This is a genomic window from Providencia sp., from assembly GCF_003533305.1.
Classification (GTDB): domain Bacteria; phylum Pseudomonadota; class Gammaproteobacteria; order Enterobacterales; family Enterobacteriaceae; genus Providencia.
Genome location: NZ_DOEH01000016.1, coordinates 188,313 through 206,161, shown reverse-complemented (window position 1 = coordinate 206,161; position 17,849 = coordinate 188,313). Strand labels below are relative to the sequence as shown.

Here is a 17,849-nt window from a genome sequence, read left to right as displayed (position 1 = left end):
TTTTTTAAATTGTCATTAGTCATTTTTATCATCGTCTTTTCCATGGCGTAATTTTGGTTACACGCAAAATAAAGCCCAATTTTGGCATCACACCAAGATTAAGCTCTATTAACAACCATCATTAATCCAAATTAATTAGCTTGTTTTCATGATGTTTTTAATAATATTTGTGGTGGAAATACCATCTTCAAAATTAAGTACCATAACCTCACCACCTGCAGCCCAAACCTCTACACTACCCGCGATATCTTCTGGGCGGTAATCACCACCTTTGACTAAAATATCAGGCAAAATTTCAGCAATTAAACGTTGTGGGGTATCTTCTTCAAACGGTACAACCCAATCGACGGCACCGAGAGCACCAAGCACAATCATACGCTGCTCTAATGGGTTAACCGGACGCGTTTCACCTTTCAAACGACGGGTTGAAGCATCACTGTTAACCGCCACAATTAACCTATCACCGAGCTTACGGGCATTGGCTAAATAAGAAACATGACCAGCGTGAAGAATATCAAAGCAGCCATTTGTCATAACTACGCGCTCACCACGCTGCCTTGCATTTGCAACCGCGAGCTTTAATTGATTTTCATCCATCACACCAAAACCGTTATCCGCTCGACCTCTGATGGCATTTTCAAGCTCAATAGGTGAAACCGTTGAAGTACCGAGTTTACCCACCACAACACCCGCTGCCGCATTGGCTAATGCGCAGGCCTCATGCAATGGGCGGCCTGAAGCGATTGATGCCGCTAATACGCCAATAACCGTATCGCCAGCACCAGTTACATCAAAAACTTCTTGTGCTTCTGTTGGCAGGTGTAAAGGCGCTTCGTCACGGCGAATTAGACTCATGCCTTGTTCAGAGCGAGTAATTAACAATGCAGTCAAATCTAAAGATTCAAGCAATTGCATGCCTTTTTCTTCCACATCTTGATTATCTTTACAGCGACCCACAATTGCCTCGAACTCAGTCATATTAGGCGTCAATAATGTGGCACCGCGGTAGCGCTCAAAATTATTTCCTTTCGGATCAATCAAGACAGGCACACCCGCTTTATTCGCTAACGCTATCATTTTTTCAACTTGCGTTAGTGCGCCTTTCGCATAATCAGAAAGCACTAGCGCGCCAATATGCGGTAACGCTTGTTCAATGCGCTCTAACATTGGCTGAGCGTCTACGTTTTCAAAACCTTCTTCAAAATCCAATCGAATTAATTGTTGGTTACGCGATAAAACACGCAATTTAGTAATGGTTGGATGAGTAGGAATAGCTACAAAGTCACAACGAACTTTGACTGTGTTTAGGGTCTCAGTTAGTGCTTTCGCCGCATCATCGATGCCAGTCAACCCAACAAGGCGTGAATTTGCACCTAATGAAGCAATATTCATCGCTACGTTTGCCGCGCCGCCAGGACGCTCTTCAACCATTGTCACTTTAACAACCGGAACAGGAGCTTCTGGTGAGATCCGATTAGTCGGCCCATGCCAATAACGGTCTAACATGACATCACCAACAACTAGTACACCTGCTTGTTTATAATCAGGAAGTGTTACTTTCATCCCGTACTCCAGTTTTAAAAGAAATCTGATAATGAATAGCGCCAATATTAGCATATTGGATAATATCAGCTACAATTCAAATTGTTTAGGATATTAACCCGTCATACCTCAAGATATTGGCCCTAAATAGCGAGCCCAACTCTCAAGCACTAATTTTCTTTCATTTGAAAAACGGCCAATATCTACACGACTAGGAAGCGATTGCAACGATAAATGGTGAAGCTCATCACGTAGGGTGACATAGGCATGCGTTAATGCATCCGCTTCATTTTGAGGTATCAAATCATTTTTCGCCATTAACTCAAAAATACGTACATTATCTGACCACTTCGTTAAGACATCCTTCTTTGATGCAAAACGTAATACCAAATATTGCGCGATAAACTCAATATCCGTAATGCCGCCTGGGTCTGCTTTTAAATCAAATAAACTCTGTTCATGGCTGCCTAAATGCTGATGCATTTTCAAGCGCATATCACGCACTTGTTGGCGTAATACATCGGGGTCACGCACGGTACAAAGTGTTTCATGACGAATTTGATTAAATTTTTGCTGTAGCGGCGTATCCCCAAATACCATCCGCGCACGGATCAAAGCTTGATGCTCCCACGTCCATGCTTCATTTTGTTGATATTCGCCAAAAGATTGGATAGTACTCACCAACATACCTGACTCGCCAGAAGGTCTTAAACGTGCATCAACCTCATATAAAACACCCGAAGTCGTTCTAGTACTAAAAAGATGAATTATTCGTTGCGCGACACGTAAATAAAACTGCCATGCATCGATAGAGCGTTCCCCGTTAGTCACGACGTTTATTGGGCAATCAAAAATGAAAACTAAATCAAGATCAGAACTATAACCCAGCTCCCATCCCCCAAGTTTTCCATAACCTAATACCGCAAAACCATATTGTTTTTCATCTTGTTGCAATAAATGAGCTGGTTCGCCATAGCGTTTTGCCATTTTCTGCCATGCTTGATGCACAACAGCATCAATAATAGCTTCTGCCAAATAAGTCAGATGATCGCTTACTTTCATCACAGGTAAAACGCCAGAAATATCTTCTGCTGCAATGCGCAAAAGTTGAGCCTGCTTAAATTGGCGTAATGCCTCGAGCTGCTGTTCTTCATCATCTTCTGGCACACGCATTAAATATTGACGCAATTCATCACGATAAGATGTTAAAGGTAAAGGTTGATATAAAGATTGAGGATCAAGAAGTTCATCGAGTAATAATGGATGCTGAGCCAATTGTTCGGCTATCATTGGTGAAGCCGCACATAAGCGGATCACATGAGTTAGCACCTCATCAAACTCAAGCATCAGTTCAAGGTAAGTAGTTCTACTAACAATACTGAGTAGCAATGGAGTCATCCGCTCAATGACCTGCCCTGCATCATCTCTCTCACCCACTTTGGCGAGCAATTTTGGCATTAATTCATCAAGCACATCACGACCTCTCGGGCCTATTGTGCGTTTATTCAAATCATGACGAAACATCAAAATGGCATGAATAATTTTTTGTGCAATCTCTTCATCTGCTGACGGCAAATATGTTGCAAGTTCTTCTTTAGATAATTCACTTTGCCAAAGGGTGATATAAATTTCATCACAAGTATTGGTATCGTCGGCTTCATCATCTTGACCGATTTGCTCAGTAAAAATATGATGCACTGCGGCCATTTTTTGCGTCAAAGCTTGATAAAATGCGTGCCAATCGGTAAAACCCATTCCCCACGCAATTCGAGTTTGATTCAAATTATCGTCTGGTAAGGTTTGTGTTTGTTGATCGTCAATACTTTGCAGCAAATTTTCAACACGACGCAAGAAAATGTAGCTATCTTCTAAGATAACTACCTGTTCATCGGGTAAAAGAGTTAAATCACGAATAGCTTGTAATGTAGCAAATAAAGATTGGGATTGTAAAACAGGTTCTCGGCCACCCCGTATCAACTGAAATACTTGAGAAATAAATTCAACTTCACGGATACCACCTGCGCCTAATTTAATATTATTCACTAAACCACGGCGTCTGACTTCCCGTTCAATCATATTTTTCATATTACGCAAAGATTGAATAACACTGAAATCAATATATCGACGGTAAACAAAAGGGCGTAATAACTTACGTAAGCTATCCGCATAATGCAGGCTATCAGGCCCCATAATGCGTGCTTTAACCATCGCATAACGTTCCCAGTCTCTCCCCTGCTCTTGGTAGTAATCTTCAAGTGCAGAAAAGCTGAACACCAGTGGCCCGCTATCACCAAACGGACGCAAGCGCATATCGACTCGATAAACAAAGCCCTGAGCAGTCACTTGATCTAACACACGAATAAGTTTTTGACCTAATCGCGTAAAAAACTGTGCATTATCAAGTTCTTTACGCCCTCCTCGCGTCACTCCATTTTCTGGATAAGCAAAGATTAAATCAATGTCAGATGAAAAATTAAGCTCTCGCCCACCCAGTTTACCCATTCCAAGAACGAGTAAAATTTGCGGATAACCTTCACTATCACAAGGTGTACCCCACGATTGGCAGCACTCGTGATACAACCAGTCTCTAGCCGCGACGATTAAAGCTTCGGCGAGTTCACTAAGCTGTTGAATTGTCTCTTTTTGTGAACATGTTTCTAATGTTTGCATCCAGGCAATACGCACCAATACTTGATGACGAAAAGTGCGTAATACCTGCATTAGATGTTCTTCATTCGAAACAGATAATACATCCTCTTTCAACCAATCGGCATAATGTTGCCACTCATCTGCTTGAGGTGGTTGAACACGAATTTGTAGCAAAAAACGTGAATGAGCCAGTACCTGTTTAAGCGCAAAATCACTAAACGATAAAAAGTGAAGTTCTTGCTCACTGAGCGGCAGTAACTCGCTCGCTTGTTCTGTTAACTGACTTAAAATACGTTGACTATTATTTTGCAGCAACTGAGGAAAAGGATGCATTTCATCAATACCTTATGGAACATCTGAATAAGTTAAGGCGATCAACCATTGTATAAATGCTAATTTACATTTTAGCCAAGGACTACTATAGCAAAAGGTATCGGCACTCATACTTTCATCAGCCACATTTAAGCGCAGTTGCTCAAGGGGAGTGTCATGAATAAAGTGCGGAGCTGAATTTTGATAATGAATTAAAAAAGCCTGAACAAAACGTAAAAACTCTTCTAACCCTTGCCTTGCATGATTACCATCCGCTAACCAATAAGTTTCATGCTGTTGGCACAGCAACTGCATGCGTGTTAATGACTGTTCTAATGGTTGCTGTTCATAATCAAACACTGCGTCAGGCGGAGTTAATGGCGCAACTTCGGGAGAAAGCAGCGAATAACCACGAGCCGCCTTACTGATTGAAGAAAGATGCAGGCCATCAATATCTGCCAACTTTTTAGCTAAATTAAGCACATCGGCGACAAAACCTTTTTTCAGTTCTAGTTCAAACTCTTGTATAGGAAGATCTTTCGAACCGGCAGATATAGTGCCTTGGTCAAAAACAATTTCAATTTCACTGTCTTCAAAAGTAGTTAACCACTTTTCACGTACAAAATTAGTGCTAAATAAAATCTCTAGTTGTGTTTGTAACGCTTGAATATCTGTGTCTTCTGGCCAGATCTCAGCCGGAAAAGCGGCCAGATCAAGTTCAGGGGAATCTATATCAATATTATATTCAGGACGCTGATGTAACCCACTAATAGCCTGACCGGCTGTCTTAATAGTCATTTCATAGTGTCCATCATAGCCACGAATTCGCAGCCCCATATCCCATTGACGTAATTGCCTTTCTTTCGTATCAAAATAAATATTTGTCAATTTACTGGGTTCGATATGCTGATGAGAAAGTGCCGATACACACTGGCGAACAGCATCAATAGCAGAACTCTTTGCATCTAGTTTGAGTTCAACTTCTATATGGCTCATATATTTCCTTATTTGACAATTTCACTGCCTTCATATTACCCCAATCAGAGTTGCCTGAGAAAACAAACTGCACAGAAACCAAAAATTCTACACTTTCACCTTCTTGTAGAGGGTTATATTGATATCCGTACTAAAAAATGTCTTATTTAGTGAGTTAAGATAGTTCTCATTCTTTACAAACATTTAGTGTTAAGCATTTGCACACGCACACTTAACTCATTAGTATTTGAATAATATAAAATCCATTCACCTAAAAAAAGATACTAAACACCATGCGAAAAATTCCATTATTATTAATTTCAATCATGGGGCTAGGCCTATCAGTTAGCGCTCACGCAGCAGAAAAGCGTTATGTATCAGATGAGTTATCAACTTATGTCCATAGTGGCCCAGGGACTAAATATCGCATTGTTGGTACGCTCAATGCTGGAGAACCTGTTGAACTTATCTCAACAGATGACAAATTTGCTCAAGTCAAAGATGAAAAAGGGAGAACAGTTTGGCTTCCTATTGAGCAATTAAATAATACGCCGAGTATGAAAATACGTATTCCAGAACTTGAAGCTGAAAATCAAAAACTTCGTCAACAATTAGATAATATCGATAATACTTGGAATACGCGTACTGCCAATATGCAGCAAAGCGTTGCCGATAACGATAGCATCGTTAAACAGTTAAAAGCTGAAAATGAAAAATTAAAAAACGAGTTAATTAAAGCAGGCAAAAAGCTCGAAATTGTCGAAGTTAACCTTGATGACCGTCGTCGCGAACTGATCTTACAGTGGTTTATGTATGGCGGTGGCGTTGCAGGTGTTGGCCTTATTTTTGGTTTGATTTTACCTCATATTATTCCACGTCGTAAAAAACGTCATGACCGTTGGATGAATTAAGATAATGAAAGTTTATCTCGTTGGTGGTGCAGTACGAGACCAACTACTTGGGTTGCCTATTTCAGATAGAGATTATGTGGTGGTAGGCACCACACCTGAAGCTATGTTAGCGCAAGGATTTCAGCAAGTCGGAAAAGATTTTCCTGTTTTTTTGCACCCAAAAACGCATGAAGAGTATGCGTTAGCAAGAACAGAGCGGAAAATTGGCACAGGTTATACCGGATTTAGTTGCTATAGCGCACCGGATGTCACTATTGAAGATGATTTATTACGTCGAGATCTGACAATTAATGCGATTGCGCAAGACGACTCAGGTGAACTTGTTGATCCCTATCATGGCGTTGATGATTTAAACAATCGTCTACTACGCCACGTTTCAGCGGCTTTTGCTGAAGATCCATTACGTGTATTACGCGTCGCTCGCTTTGCAGCACGTTACCAAGAACAAGGGTTTAGCATTGCGCCAGAAACTATGGCGTTAATGCAATCGATCACTATTTCAGGTGAGTTATCGTACTTAACTGCTGAACGAGTCTGGACAGAAACACAAAAGGCATTAATGTCGAACTCACCTCAAGTGTACTTTGATGTTTTACGTCAATGTGGTGCTCTTGCGGTCCTTTTTCCTGAAATAGATAACCTGTTTGGTGTTCCTGCACCGGAAAAATGGCATCCTGAGATTGACACAGGAATTCATACACTAATGGTGATGAAAATAGTGGCAAGTTTATCTCAAGATATCGATATCCGTTTTGCCGCGCTATGCCATGACGTGGGTAAAGCGCTAACGCCTAAAAATATCTGGCCGAGCCATCCAAATCACGGTGAAGCAGGTATCCCGCTAATCGAGCAACTTTGCGAAAGGTTAAAAGTGCCCACCAATGCGCGTGATCTTGCCCGCCTTAGCGCGCGCTATCATGATAAAGTCCATGTTATCGATAAGCTGAGCGCGGTTAACTTAATTCAGTTGTTTGATGGCTTAGATAGTTGGCGAAAACCTGAACGCGTGTTGCAATTAAGTATCATCAGTGAGGCCGATGCTCGAGGAAGAAAAGGCCTTGAGCAACAAGCTTACCCACAAGCTGAGTTTCTACGCCAAGCCTTTAACGTTGCACAAAGTGTCAATGTAAAACCGATTGTTGAGCAAGGTTTCCAAGGTCCGCAGATTAGAGATGAATTAACGCGTCAGCGAATTGAAAAAGTTGCAAACTGGCAGCAACAGCAGCAAATATTAAAAATGAAGCTATAGCGCTTGGCGATACTGGCGGTAGAATGCCGCCAGTCATTTTTTAAGCCGTTTTCGTGCCTCTTTCGATTATAACCCCAACTTGAAGTGCCCGAGCGACAGCACCCGGTTTGGCGACTTTAATTCGAACCCAAGGACATTGAAATTGATTAAGCAAAAGTTGAGCAACTTCTTCAGCAACTCGTTCTACTAGTCCGAATTTATTTTTCCCAACATGATTAATTATCGCATTGCTAACTTGCGCATAATCTAGACAGTATTCTACATTATCGCTCATTGACGCGCGTTTATTATCCCATCCCATTTCGATATCGAGCACTAGCTTTTGTTCAATATCTTGTTCCCAGTCATATACACCAATGGTGGTAATGATTGATAATTGTTCAATAAATACGATATCCATCACGTCATTTTCTCGTTTCTATGCTGAATTGATACCACTTCTGGAAAAATATGCGTATTATCCAAGACTGAAGTGAATATATGGCCTTAACCGTTTTGGAGTTAGCTATGAGTGCAACCGCGCTTGGCATGATAATCTTCGCCTACCTTTGTGGATCAGTTTCCAGTGCGATACTGATCTGCCGTTTAGCAAGACTACCTGATCCGAGTCAACACGGCTCAGGAAATCCTGGTGCAACTAACGTATTACGTGTCGGTGGTAAAGCTGCCGCTGCCGCAGTACTTATTTGCGACGTGTTAAAAGGGATGATACCTGTTTGGCTAGCTTACTATTTAAATGTGCAACCATTCTATCTTGGCTTTGTCGCAATTGCAGCCTGCCTAGGCCATATTTATCCGGTTTTCTTTCATTTTAAAGGTGGTAAGGGCGTTGCAACAGCATTCGGCTCAATCGCTGCCATTGGCTGGGATCTCTCAGGCTTGATTGCGGGGACTTGGCTACTAACGGTTCTTCTTAGCGGTTATTCATCACTGGGAGCTATCGTAAGCGCACTGCTAGCCCCTTTCTATGTTTGGTGGTTCAAACCAGAGTTCACCTTCCCTGTGGCGATGCTTTCTTGTTTAGTTCTCGTACGTCACCACGCCAATATACAGCGTTTATGGCGCGGACAAGAAAGTCGTATTTGGCAAAAATTGAAAAATAAAAAGCAAAAAACAAACAAAGAAATTGCTCAAGAAGTCAAAGATCAGGAACAAGACGATTAATTCTCGGAATTGGGCTGAGCTTTCAGCCTAATTTTTAACGCCTATTGCCCATGTTATTCTCCCATCCTTTTTCCTCTCTACAAAAAGTCATGAAGAACAAAAGTGATATATCTACCCTTAAAACTGTATGAACAGCAGATCGTGCTATCGCACCTATTTATCATAGGTAGCGCACATTTTTAAGAAAAAGTTAAATAATTGCAAATTTATTACTAATGAATATTTACAAGCTGTCGACTATATAGAAGCAAAATAAAACCATACCCTAAATAATTCGAGTTACAGATAGTCGAAAAATGAATATTCCTGATGAATTTTACGTCAATCTCTGACCATGAAGTCCAAAGGACGCCCTTTAGCGAGAACCGACACTCTGTTACTTCAAAAATGGTGGGTATAACATAATGGTAATAACATGAGCAGAACTCTTTATATCACTCAAAACGAACATATCTTAGATGAAGATATAACATTAATGACGACAAGTGACTTACAAGGAAACATAGTCCATGCCAATGATTTCTTTGTTCAAGTTAGTGGTTATGAATTAAACGAATTACTCCATAAACCTCACAATATTATTCGCCATCCTGATATGCCAAAAGAAGCATTTGCTGATATGTGGTCAACTTTAAAAAAAGGAGAACCATGGACTGGCATCGTCAAAAACAGACGTAAAAATGGTGACCATTATTGGGTAAGAGCAAACATCATTCCCATGGAAAGGCAGGGTGTAATTACAGGCTATATGTCAATTCGAATCCGCGCTACTCGCCAAGAAATCGCCGCCGTAGAACCGCTTTATGCAGCCATGTGTGACAATAGATGCAGTAAAAAAATCTACAAAGGTATTGTACTGGCCAAAAATAGATTATTTCATTGTTCAACCATATCCACTCGTTGGCGAATTCGCTTGTTAATGGCTTTATTGTTTATTGTGTGGATTTCGATGGCAGCAGCCATTGGGATGCGCGAGATGCCCTTAATCACCTCGAGCATTTGTACATTCTTGACGCTAATAATCGGTAGTTTGGCTCTTGAACGAACAATCGCAAAACCTATCGAAAATATCACAGCACAAGCACTCAATGTGGCAAAAGGTGAACGCAATAGTATTGACCATATGAATCGTGTAGATGAAATAGGCCTACTTTTACGTGCAATTGGTCAACTTGGCTTAATTTGTCGTTGGCTAATCAATGATGTTTCTGAACAGGTCGATAATGTACGTAAAGGCAGCGAATCCATTGTCAATGATTGCGGTAAACTCGATAGCCATACACTAAAAACGGTAGGTTATATGCAGCAAACGGTCGCCACCATGAATCAAATGACGGTATCCGTTAAAATGAATGCTGATAACACAACTCAGGTAGATAAGCTTTCAAATCAAACCAGTGAAACCGCCCTCAACGGTGGCGCTATCATGGAAGAAGTCGTCAATACCATGGATGATATTGTACATAGCACCAGTAAAATAAACTCGATTACGGATGTGATTAAAGATATTGCTTTTCAAACCAATATACTGGCTCTTAATGCTGCTGTAGAGGCCGCACGAGCCGGAGAACAAGGGAGAGGCTTTGCTGTCGTCGCCAAAGAAGTTCGCAGCCTTGCCAGCCGAAGTGCTAGTGCGGTTAACGATATTCGAGAACTGATTACCGATTGCGAAAAGAAAGTTAACTCAGGAAAGGTACAAGTCAATACCGCAGGCAGCACAATGAAAGATATTGTGAATCAAGTGCAAAATGTTACCCAGCTAATTACCCATATTAGTCATGCGACTTCTGAACAAGCCGTAGGATTATCAGACATTACACAAGCCGTTAGTGAGTTGGAATCCATTACTCAGCAAAGTACGATGTTAGTAGAGCAAAGTACTCAGACATCCAATATGGTCAAAAATCGTGCTATTCGCCTTGAAGATGCAGTGACGATTTTACATTAATCACACATTCAATTTTTGTAACTAAAAATTTGTCATTAAAAAAGAGCTGATTTCAGCTCTTTTATTCAAAAATGAATTACGTCTTATTTTTCGAGAGGAGGAAGTTCAGCGAGAGGCCAACGTGGGCGCACGGTCACCGCAAGTCCTGTCGTTGAACCGCCTTTAAGACGGATCAAACCGGCCAATGCAATCATTGCGCCATTATCAGTACAAAACTCAGGGCGTGCATAGAAAACTTCGCCTCCACGTTGTTTAAGTACAGTTTCCATTTTTGCACGTAAAGCACGATTTGCACTTACGCCGCCAGCCATAACCAAACGCTTGAATCCTGTTTGTTCAAGTGCACGCTTACATTTAATTGCTAATGTATCAACGACAGCGTCTTCAAATGCTCTCGCAATATCAGCGCGTGTTTGCGGGTCATCGGCATTATTACGAATGGTATTTGCGGCAAATGTTTTTAATCCTGAAAAACTAAAATCAAGACCTGGTCTGTCTGTCATTGGTCGTGGGAATACAAATCGCCCTTCTACACCTTGTTGCGCCATACGCGACAACACTGGCCCGCCAGGATAATCTAATCCAAGAAGTTTGGCCGTTTTATCAAAAGCTTCACCGGCAGCATCATCAATCGATTCGCCCAGTAACTCATATTCACCAATTCCAGTCACACTAATAAGCTGGGTATGACCACCTGAAACGAGTAGTGCAACAAAAGGAAATTCTGGCGTTTTATCTTCAAGCATTGGCGCCAATAAATGACCTTCCATATGATGAACTGCCACCGCAGGCACATTCCATGCAAATGCTAAAGAACGCCCAACAGTTGCGCCAACCATCAATGCACCGACAAGTCCAGGACCTGCGGTATAAGCCACCGCATCGATATCAGCACGCGTTAAATTCGCTTCTTTAAGTGCAGCTTGGATTAACGGCACTGTTTTACGAATATGATCGCGAGAAGCCAATTCAGGAACAACACCACCGTAGTCTGCGTGGACTTTAATTTGGCTGTATAATTGATTAGCTAACAGACCTAGTTTATCATCATAGATTGCGATCCCGGTTTCATCGCAAGAAGTTTCAATACCTAAAACGCGCATGACACTACCCTTGTATATTACATCTGTTCGAGTTTATCATTAAATTTGGACTATCGTGTAATTAATGTTGGCATAAAGGCTGACTTTCCCTGTTGTATAGTCTATAATCAACACCCTGTAATAAAAATTTCGTGTGGCTAATTCTCATTATTATTTGGTTTTGCTTGTTTTTTCAACGAAACAGCAGAAAAACAGATAATCTTGCGTGATTCAATTTTATACGGCACTTTACAAACCCGTACTCATTGAAGTAAAATTCCGCACCATTTTAAATGAAGGCTGGTGAACCAATACCAGCAACAAACCGATTTCTATTGAGGTGAGAGGCACATGCCGGTAATTAAAGTACGTGAAAACGAGCCATTCGACGTTGCACTACGTCGTTTCAAACGTTCTTGTGAAAAAGCAGGAGTTTTAGCAGAAGTTCGTCGTCGTGAATTCTATGAAAAACCAACGACTGAGCGTAAACGCGCTAAAGCATCTGCAGTTAAGCGTCATGCTAAGAAACTGGCTCGCGAAAACGCACGCCGTACTCGCCTGTATTAGTATCTCTCGGTCGCGATACTAATCGCAACCATTACAGGCAGTATTAGTAAGCAGTTAAAGGCCGTGCTTTCCGAAAGGAAGCGCGGCTTATTATCGTTCATCAACAGGCGAAAAAGAGGCTTATGGCTGGACGAATTCCGCGTTCATTTATCAATGACTTGTTAGCAAGAATAGATATCATTGATTTAATCGATGCAAAAGTCCCGTTAAAAAAACAGGGTAAAAACCATCACGCTTGCTGTCCGTTCCACAATGAAAAAACACCATCATTTACTGTTAATGGTGAAAGACAATTTTATTATTGTTTTGGTTGTGGTGCTCATGGTAATGCCATCGATTTCTTAATGAATTACGACAAACTTGATTTTGTCGAAGCAATAGAAGAGTTGTCATCATCACACGGTCTTGATGTTCCATACGAAACAGGAACAGGAGCAAGCCAAATTGAACTACATCAACGACAAAATCTTTATCAGTTGATGGAGAAAATTAATCAGTTTTACTGCGCTGCCTTAAATCATCCAACGGCAAATAAAGCCAAAGATTATTTAAGCCAACGTGGTTTAAGTGCAGATATTATTGCGCATTTTTCCATAGGTTTTGCCCCTCCGGGCTGGGATAATTTGCTCAAAAAATTTGCAGTTAATCCCGAAAGCCGTCAGCAACTTGATGCTGCTGGCATGTTAGTGACTAATGATAAAGGCCGCACATATGATCGTTTTAGAGAACGAGTCATGTTCCCAATCAGGGATAGACGTGGTCGTGTTATCGCTTTTGGTGGTCGTGTATTAGGTGACGCATTACCTAAATACTTAAACTCACCAGAAACTGACATATTTCATAAAGGCCGCCAATTATTTGGTCTATATGAAGCAACAAAAAATAGTAATGAACTAACAAAGTTACTTGTCGTCGAAGGCTATATGGACGTTGTGGCACTTGCTCAGTATGACATCAGCTATGCGGTCGCCTCACTAGGCACTTCAACAACGTCAGAACATATCCAATTATTATATCGCTCAACGGACACTGTAATTTGCTGTTATGACGGAGACCGAGCAGGAAGAGAAGCTGCATGGCGCGCCCTTGAAACGGCACTTCCTTATCTAAGTGATGGTCGCCAACTACGTTTTATGTTTTTACCTGATGGCGAAGACCCTGATACATTGGTACGTAAAGAAGGTAAAGAGGCTTTTGAGCAACGAATGCAAAATGCCCATACCTTATCAACGTTCTTATTTGATTCACTGGTTCCTCAGGTTGATTTAACCATACCTGAAGGGAGAGCAAAATTTAGTAAACTTGCTATCCCATTGATAAAGCAGATACCAGGTGAAACTCTGCGCCTTTATATGGCCCAAGAATTAGGAAATTTTATTGGTATACCGGATATTTCTCAAGTTCTTGCTATGATTGATAGAGAGACTACTGAGCAACCAAACTATCAGGCGCCAACATTAAAACCAACGACAATGCGAATATTAATCGCACTGTTGGTACAAAATCCGAACCTTTCGGAACTTGTTCCCTCATTAGAGGGAATAGCCCATATACAAATGCCGGGGCTTTCACTATTTCAGGAATTGGTTGATGTTTGCCGTTCCAACCCCGGAATGACCACAGGGCAACTGCTAGAGCGCTATCGCGATAATAAATATGCATCACAGCTTGAAAAACTAGCAACTTGGAACGATATAGAGATAGAGGAGATAGCGGAAAATACATTTATAGATGCGCTAAACCATCTATTTAATAGCGCACTCGATGAACGTTTCAACTATCTAATAGCAAAAGAACGAACACAAAAACTGACCTCGGAAGAGCGTAAAGAAGTCAGCTTGATAACGCTTTCTCGAATGAAAACGTAAATATAACCCAGAATTAGTATACTAAACGGCTTAAGTGCCGCATAAAACAAGGCTGATGCCTTAAATGCTACGAAATATAAAGGGCGTAGCAAACAATAAAAATTCCCTTTGTATGTTCTTGTTGGCCGATAGTTTCGCCGACCGACACCAATCTAAATACTCAGAAGTGTGGATACCGTCTTATGGAGCAAAACCCGCAGTCGCAGCTAAAGTTACTCGTAACCAAGGGTAAAGAGCAAGGTTATTTAACCTATGCTGAGGTCAACGACCATCTGCCGGAAGATATCGTCGATTCAGATCAAATTGAAGATATCATCCAGATGATTAATGACATGGGCATCCAGGTCATGGAAGAAGCACCTGATGCTGATGATTTAATTTTGGCTGAAAATACTTCCGATACTGATGAAGATGCAGCAGAAGCTGCTGCACAAGTGTTGTCCAGTGTTGAAAGTGAAATTGGCCGTACAACTGACCCTGTACGCATGTATATGCGTGAAATGGGTACTGTCGAACTCCTCACCCGTGAAGGTGAAATCGACATCGCAAAACGTATTGAAGATGGTATCAATCAGGTTCAGTGTTCTGTCGCTGAATACCCTGAGGCCATCACTTATCTACTTGAACAATACGACCGTGTTGAGGCAGGAGAAAGCCGTTTATCAGATTTGATTACAGGCTTTGTCGACCCAAATGCTGAAGAGGATTTCGCTCCGACCGCAACACATGTTGGCTCTGAATTACCAAAAGAAGAGCTTGACAAAGATGATAATGAAGATGAAGACGAGGAAGATGAGGAAGATAGCGAAGATGATAACAGCATCGATCCTGAATTAGCTCGTCAAAAGTTCTCTGATCTTCGTATTCAATATGAAAAAACACGTCAACATATCAAGCAATATGGCCGTAGTGATGCAAAAACAGCCGCAGCTATTCAAGAGTTGTCTGATGTTTTCAAAGAGTTCCGTTTAGTACCTAAGCAGTTTGACTATTTGGTCAACAATATGCGTGAAATGATGGATAGAGTGCGTTTGCAAGAACGTACCATCATGAAATTCTGTGTTGAACAATGCAAAATGCCTAAGAAAAATTTCATCACGTTATTTAGTGGTAATGAAACCAGCGAGACTTGGTTGACTGCTGCCAAAGCAATGAACAAGCCGTGGTCCGAAAAACTGCTAGAAGTTGAAGAAGAAATTTTACGTTGCTTACAGAGACTACGCCAAGTTGAAGAAGAAACGGGTCTAACGATTGAACAAGTCAAAGATATCAACCGTCGCATGTCTATCGGTGAAGCGAAAGCGCGCCGTGCGAAAAAAGAGATGGTTGAAGCAAACTTACGTCTGGTTATTTCGATTGCGAAAAAATACACCAACCGTGGCTTACAGTTCCTTGACTTGATTCAAGAAGGTAATATCGGCTTGATGAAAGCGGTTGATAAATTTGAATACCGCCGTGGTTATAAGTTCTCAACTTATGCAACTTGGTGGATACGTCAGGCTATCACTCGCTCCATTGCGGATCAGGCTCGCACAATTCGTATTCCGGTTCATATGATTGAAACTATCAATAAATTGAACCGTATCTCTCGCCAAATGCTGCAAGAAATGGGCCGTGAGCCATCGCCAGAGGAACTGGCTGAGCGCATGTTAATGCCTGAAGATAAAATTCGTAAAGTGCTGAAAATTGCTAAAGAACCTATCTCCATGGAAACACCAATTGGTGATGATGAAGATTCACACTTAGGCGATTTCATTGAAGATACGACTTTAGAATTACCTTTAGACTCTGCTACGTCAGAAAGCTTACGTTCAGCGACTCATGAAGTATTAGCAGGTTTAACTGCTCGTGAAGCGAAAGTGCTACGTATGCGTTTTGGTATCGATATGAACACTGACCACACCCTTGAGGAAGTGGGTAAACAGTTCGACGTTACCCGTGAACGTATCCGTCAGATTGAAGCGAAAGCATTGCGTAAATTGCGTCACCCAAGCCGCTCAGAAGTTCTGCGTAGCTTCCTTGACGAATAATTAATTCGCAAATTTGCTCGTTGATATAAACACCTGCTTCGGCAGGTGTTTTTTTATTTACCACACTAAATCATAATGACTAACTGTATTATTGAACTATTTTGCGCCTTATCATTAAACTTAAGCTCGCCAAAATCACCACTGTCCCCCCCAACATCGCCACATTAAAACCCGAGGTAAAAGCACTACGAATGGTATTTTCAATTAATATAGATGAAGTGATTGGTACGCCATTAATCATTTGCTCAAGCTCTTTCTCTGTAAATACGGCCGCTAATTGATTGTCGTTCAGTAGCCTATCCACCGCACGATGAGTCATCAATGTACCAAGTAATGCAATACCAAGTGTCATCCCTGTCTGCCTGAGCGCATTCATCACCGCAGAAGCAATGCCTGAGTAAGCTTTTTCTACGCTAGCCATTACAAGCGAGCTAATCGCTGGTGTTGCCATACCCATTCCCGCCCCCAAGATAAAGAGCATTAGAGCTATAGGAATATAAGGCGTATCAAAATTAACCTGAGTTAACATCATTGACGCTATTGCTATTAAAACAAAGCCCATCATCATCAAATTTCTGACACTAAAAAATTTCGATAGCTTACCAAAGGAAAATGAAAAAAGTGCCATGGCAATAAACTCTGGTGCCATTCTAAGGCCCGCTTCCAACGCTCCCCAACCCTGTCCTTTTTGTAAGAAAAGTGCAATAAAAAAAACATTGCTGTAAGTCGCAAAACCTAGTGAAAATGAAGCCATATTGTATTGAAAGAAAAAGGTATTCTGCTTAAATAAAAATATGGGTAACAGTGGCTTAGCCACTTTTCCTTCAATAAAAATGAAACATAGTGATGCAATGACACCAAGCGTTAAACCACTTAATGTTAAATAATTTCCCCAGCCTTTATCTCCAGCTTCAATTAAAGCAAAAGTGATCCCCCCCAGTGCAAAGATGCTAAGTATTTGACCTATCGGATCAAAAGCGGCTTTATCAGGATCACTACTTTCCTTAATACCTAACAAACCTACAAGCAATGTAATACATCCTATCGGTATATTAATCAAAAATAGAGTTGTCCAATCCAAGGTATCGACTAAAAAGCCACCGAGTATCGGCCCTATAATTAATGACAGCGCACTCACAGCTGACCAAATACCAATAATTTTTATCCTTTCTATATCATTGGTGAAAGCCTGAGTGATAATCGATAATGCCCCCGGAATTAATGCTGCCGCCGCAATACCTTGAATTATCCGCCCACCAATAAGCGTAGATGACGTAGTTGAAAATGCGCATATTGCAGAACCGAGTGTAAAAATGGCAACACCAATTAACCACACTTTTTTTCTCCCATAGCGATCGCTAATAGGACCCACAGATAAAATCAGCGCTGATAAACACAATGCATACGAATCAATAATCCATTGCAATAATGACATATTCGCATTCAAATCTTGCCCTATTGCAGGTAAAGCGACATTCACAATGCTGATATCTAAGGTCGCCATAAAAGTCCCCAGACAAACTGCAAAGATCAAAAAAATACGTTTCATATT

Annotated in this window: 14 protein-coding genes; 8 read left to right on the top strand and 6 right to left on the bottom strand. The window is 41.2% G+C overall.

Annotation, left to right across the window (positions count from 1 at the left end; genetic code table 11):
• Positions 1-135 precede the first annotated feature (135 nt).
• The 3 genes from hldE to DD649_RS09940 all read right to left on the bottom strand — a co-directional run bounded on the left by hldE (position 136) and on the right by DD649_RS09940 (position 5,499).
• Positions 136-1,563 (bottom strand): bifunctional D-glycero-beta-D-manno-heptose-7-phosphate kinase/D-glycero-beta-D-manno-heptose 1-phosphate adenylyltransferase HldE, encoded by a 1,428-nt coding sequence (hldE, locus tag DD649_RS09950; RefSeq protein ID WP_294106760.1) that lies wholly within the window; start codon positions 1,561-1,563, stop codon positions 136-138.
• 108 nt (positions 1,564-1,671) lie between these two features.
• Complete coding sequence (gene glnE, locus DD649_RS09945; RefSeq protein WP_336430445.1) at positions 1,672-4,524, bottom strand: bifunctional [glutamate--ammonia ligase]-adenylyl-L-tyrosine phosphorylase/[glutamate--ammonia-ligase] adenylyltransferase; 2,853 nt, start codon at positions 4,522-4,524, stop codon at positions 1,672-1,674.
• A gap of 12 nt (positions 4,525-4,536) precedes the next feature.
• Positions 4,537-5,499, bottom strand: coding sequence for a CYTH domain-containing protein (locus DD649_RS09940; RefSeq protein ID WP_294106756.1), 963 nt, complete (start codon positions 5,497-5,499; stop codon positions 4,537-4,539).
• Between the two features lie 272 nt (positions 5,500-5,771).
• Here DD649_RS09940 and DD649_RS09935 point away from each other — a divergent pair, with 272 nt between their 5' ends.
• Positions 5,772-6,389: a TIGR04211 family SH3 domain-containing protein gene (locus DD649_RS09935; protein ID WP_294106754.1), complete on the top strand. Its 618-nt coding sequence runs from the start codon at positions 5,772-5,774 to the stop codon at positions 6,387-6,389.
• Positions 6,390-6,393: 4 nt separating this feature from the next.
• Positions 6,394-7,638: a multifunctional CCA addition/repair protein gene (locus tag DD649_RS09930; protein WP_294106752.1), complete on the top strand. Its 1,245-nt coding sequence runs from the start codon at positions 6,394-6,396 to the stop codon at positions 7,636-7,638.
• 40 nt (positions 7,639-7,678) lie between these two features.
• Here DD649_RS09930 and folB read toward each other — a convergent pair whose 3' ends face one another.
• Entirely contained in the window at positions 7,679-8,038 is a 360-nt protein-coding gene (gene folB, locus DD649_RS09925) for a bifunctional dihydroneopterin aldolase/7,8-dihydroneopterin epimerase (protein WP_294106748.1), read from the bottom strand.
• A gap of 107 nt (positions 8,039-8,145) precedes the next feature.
• On the opposite strand from folB, the gene plsY reads away from it, so the two are divergent.
• Complete coding sequence (plsY, locus tag DD649_RS09920; RefSeq protein WP_294106745.1) at positions 8,146-8,802, top strand: glycerol-3-phosphate 1-O-acyltransferase PlsY; 657 nt, start codon at positions 8,146-8,148, stop codon at positions 8,800-8,802.
• A gap of 415 nt (positions 8,803-9,217) precedes the next feature.
• The gene (locus tag DD649_RS09915) at positions 9,218-10,750 is read left to right on the top strand and encodes a PAS domain-containing methyl-accepting chemotaxis protein (protein WP_294106743.1); all 1,533 of its coding nucleotides are present in this window, start codon (positions 9,218-9,220) and stop codon (positions 10,748-10,750) included.
• An 83-nt stretch (positions 10,751-10,833) separates the two neighbouring features.
• Here DD649_RS09915 and tsaD read toward each other — a convergent pair whose 3' ends face one another.
• The gene (gene tsaD / locus DD649_RS09910; RefSeq protein ID WP_294106741.1) at positions 10,834-11,853 is read right to left on the bottom strand and encodes a tRNA (adenosine(37)-N6)-threonylcarbamoyltransferase complex transferase subunit TsaD; all 1,020 of its coding nucleotides are present in this window, start codon (positions 11,851-11,853) and stop codon (positions 10,834-10,836) included.
• Positions 11,854-12,183: 330 nt separating this feature from the next.
• Here tsaD and rpsU point away from each other — a divergent pair, with 330 nt between their 5' ends.
• The 4 genes from rpsU (at position 12,184) to rpoD (ending at position 16,297) form a co-directional block, all read left to right on the top strand.
• A complete protein-coding gene (gene rpsU / locus DD649_RS09905; protein ID WP_001144069.1) occupies positions 12,184-12,399 on the top strand; it encodes a 30S ribosomal protein S21 in 216 nt (71 codons plus the stop codon).
• 122 nt (positions 12,400-12,521) lie between these two features.
• Complete coding sequence (gene dnaG, locus DD649_RS09900; RefSeq protein ID WP_294106727.1) at positions 12,522-14,267, top strand: DNA primase; 1,746 nt, start codon at positions 12,522-12,524, stop codon at positions 14,265-14,267.
• Positions 14,268-14,331: 64 nt separating this feature from the next.
• Positions 14,332-14,499 (top strand): hypothetical protein, encoded by a 168-nt coding sequence (locus DD649_RS09895; protein WP_294106725.1) that lies wholly within the window; start codon positions 14,332-14,334, stop codon positions 14,497-14,499.
• Positions 14,450-16,297 carry an RNA polymerase sigma factor RpoD gene (rpoD, locus tag DD649_RS09890; protein ID WP_294106723.1) on the top strand — a complete coding sequence of 616 codons (1,848 nt, stop codon included), beginning with the start codon at positions 14,450-14,452 and terminating at the stop codon, positions 16,295-16,297. The genes DD649_RS09895 and rpoD overlap by 50 nt, the downstream gene beginning before the upstream one ends.
• A gap of 88 nt (positions 16,298-16,385) precedes the next feature.
• Here the strand turns inward: rpoD and DD649_RS09885 are convergent, their stop codons facing one another.
• The gene (locus DD649_RS09885; RefSeq protein WP_294106721.1) at positions 16,386-17,846 is read right to left on the bottom strand and encodes an MFS transporter; all 1,461 of its coding nucleotides are present in this window, start codon (positions 17,844-17,846) and stop codon (positions 16,386-16,388) included.
• Positions 17,847-17,849: the final 3 nt, after the last annotated feature.